Raw genomic sequence first — 2,523 nt, forward strand, 5'->3', positions numbered from 1 at the left:
GGTTAACCGAACAGGAACGACGTTGTTTGTATTTATCCGCACAAGGCAAAAGTCTTAAAGAGATTGCCTCCTTTCTCGCCATCACTGTACGCCGCGTGGAGCGACACCGGCAGGCGATTTTTCGAAAGATGGAATGCAAAAACATTGCAGAAGCCATTGCATTAGGCATTCGCTATGGAGAAATAACCCTTAATTAAATACTGAGACTAGCCGGTTTTCCGGCGTGGTTTTTCAATTCAGTGAACAAGAAAATGAAAAAAACTGAAGAGAGAATAAACCATGCCAAAAAATCAATCCCTTAGTCTTCCTCTGTTAATTATTGAGGATAGCCTCATGTGTCAGCACATTTATCGTGCTGCCCTAGGTGAGCTTAATTATCAATTAGAGCTGGTGGACACCGCAGTCCAAGCATTAGATTCCTTATCGCAGCAAGCCTATAGTTGCATTATATTAGATTTAGGCTTGCCCGATAAAGAGGGATGGGAGTTAATACCTATAATACGCACAAACCCATTGAATCAATTAACTCCTATTCTTGTGATTACAGCCCATGCTGATAAATCTCTGCAGCAACAATGTATTGCGTTAGGGGCTAATGAAGTGTGCATTAAACCGGTATCACCGAATAAAATAGGCCAGCTCCTTAAAAAACATCTGGATAAATAAGGTCCATTATTCCCCAAGGGCCAATATGACAAATGTTATCAATGAGATGAAAACCGAAGGTGTGGAGTTTGTTTTTATAAAACCAGGGCAAGATAGGTGATGTTAGCTAACCAGCACGCTGGCTATCAAACATCACATTTTTCTTATTCGCACCTGCGGCACTCAACGGAAATCTTGCTCTTTGAGCTCAATCGGCTACCGCTTTAGTAAATCGAATAAGTAGTGAAAACACTTAATCTGGTATGCAAATCATTCGTTTATATGCATTATTAGGTTTTACCGCATATCCAGCCCATACATGGCAATGGGAATTAATTAATGTTATATGTGAAACCATATTTAAACCTAAAAACGCAGCAGTGAATCTACTAGGAGTAGCTATCACATTGATTCAACTGCGTTTTTTATTTTTAAAGAAGAATGCAACATGCCCTAGAAGATTGTTTGTTACCAACTTGCATCAATTTCTTTGGCTAAATTAATAACGTATTGTGTAAATTCTGGTGAAAAATCTTTATTTATACATGTAAGCGTGTAGTCATTAAATTTATCCAACCAATTAACCTTGTAATCAAAGCCACTCTTAGGTATTCCAGTAACTTCAACTATTGTATATTTACCATTTACATCATATTGTGCATCTTCTTCAGAAAGAGAATATCCTCCACCTGAAGCTTGTAAATCATTATGCATAAAGTGACAGATATGCGATGCTTTTGTTTTGAAGAGTTCAGCTACGCCAGTCCAGCCAACATCTTTGTTAAAACTACCAACTCCATCATAGCCGAATGTTTCTGATTTAACAAAATTAGGTACTTTTTTCAAATTAGGAACAAGGCTTAATTTAGAAAATGATTTTTTTAAATGAACACTTGCCAAAGTGTAGTATTTTATCTTGTTTTCAATATCATGATAGTGTTCGTAATAGCCACTTTCACGTTCAAGATATCCTTTTTCTTCTCTTTCTTTAGCTTCTTTCGCTATTTGTTCCATGATTTCTTTATATCCTTTTTTAGGAAAAGCATCAGGTGGAAGATTTGTTGAATACAAATCAATTGTAGCGAATGAAACTTGAGTTATTAAACTTATTATACTTCCAATTATTATTTTACTTTTCATCATTAATCCTTAATATTTAAACCAACCATCAGACAGACTGCAGCCATCGGTTAATGTATTTTTTTGTAATACTTCTTTTTTATTTACAATTTCCCAATGATAACCATTTACAAGATAATAGTTATAACCTGTAGGCGCTTCTCCCCAGCAAACTGCCGCTTGGCGACGTGTAAATCCCCAGCCAGTATCTAAACGATGAGTTTGTTTTTCGGGAAGCAAATAATCCTTTGTATGAAATGATACGACTCCATAATGATGAGCCGCATTATAATCCCATGAAATGGATTCATTGTTCACACAATTTGCACGGCTATGATGAGTTGGTCCATTTCGACCGCAATGCCCGTTTACTGATAATAATAGCAATGATATACCTAATGTTTTTATTTTTCTTGTCATAGATTACCCCTTAAATTACAACCCCTGTTGTTAATCCATATCCATCCATATAATCTTGTTAAACGAATTTTATTAACTATGTTATGAACATTCAAATTCAACCATTATCCTAAAAAAATGGAATGTTATCATCATCAAAGATAGCCTTTTATGAAAATTTAATATTCCATCGGTTTACTTTTTTACATTCAAAATTGTTTGAGTTTTATATATAAATGCTTTGAGAGATAAATATTTACCCTAACCCAAATGGGTTCCAATGATTTTTTGGATAGGAACTCCCAATTTATAAAGTTGTGATATCTTTTCCCGATTTCTGTCATACATCGAGGCTTGTAT

Annotated in this window: 4 protein-coding genes; 2 read left to right on the forward strand and 2 right to left on the reverse strand. The window is 35.2% G+C overall.

The window, feature by feature from the left end; translation table 11 throughout:
• Together WA877_RS10985 and WA877_RS10990 are read left to right on the forward strand one after the other, a co-directional pair.
• Positions 1 to 197, forward strand: a 197-nt coding sequence (locus WA877_RS10985) for a response regulator transcription factor (RefSeq protein WP_425170960.1), incomplete at its 5' end; no start/stop codon positions are given.
• A gap of 82 nt (positions 198 to 279) precedes the next feature.
• Positions 280 to 666, forward strand: coding sequence for a response regulator (locus WA877_RS10990; RefSeq protein WP_425170961.1), 387 nt, complete (start codon positions 280 to 282; stop codon positions 664 to 666).
• A gap of 447 nt (positions 667 to 1,113) precedes the next feature.
• Here WA877_RS10990 and WA877_RS10995 read toward each other — a convergent pair whose 3' ends face one another.
• Together WA877_RS10995 and WA877_RS11000 are read right to left on the reverse strand one after the other, a co-directional pair.
• Complete coding sequence (locus WA877_RS10995) at positions 1,114 to 1,785, reverse strand: hypothetical protein (protein ID WP_425170962.1); 672 nt, start codon at positions 1,783 to 1,785, stop codon at positions 1,114 to 1,116.
• A 9-nt stretch (positions 1,786 to 1,794) separates the two neighbouring features.
• Positions 1,795 to 2,184 (reverse strand): hypothetical protein, encoded by a 390-nt coding sequence (locus WA877_RS11000; protein ID WP_425170963.1) that lies wholly within the window; start codon positions 2,182 to 2,184, stop codon positions 1,795 to 1,797.
• Positions 2,185 to 2,523 lie beyond the last annotated feature (339 nt).

It is taken from the genome of Legionella sp., from assembly GCF_049790535.1.
Lineage (GTDB): Bacteria > Pseudomonadota > Gammaproteobacteria > Legionellales > Legionellaceae > Legionella.

Excerpts from the sequence above, each read along its gene's own strand:
- WA877_RS10990 (WP_425170961.1), top strand. The coding sequence starts at position 280 with ATGCCAAAAAATCAATCCCTTAGTCTTCCTCTGTTAATTATTGAGGAT.
- WA877_RS10995 (WP_425170962.1), bottom strand. The coding sequence starts at position 1,785 with ATGAAAAGTAAAATAATAATTGGAAGTATAATAAGTTTAATAACTCAA.
- WA877_RS11000 (WP_425170963.1), bottom strand. The coding sequence starts at position 2,184 with ATGACAAGAAAAATAAAAACATTAGGTATATCATTGCTATTATTATCA.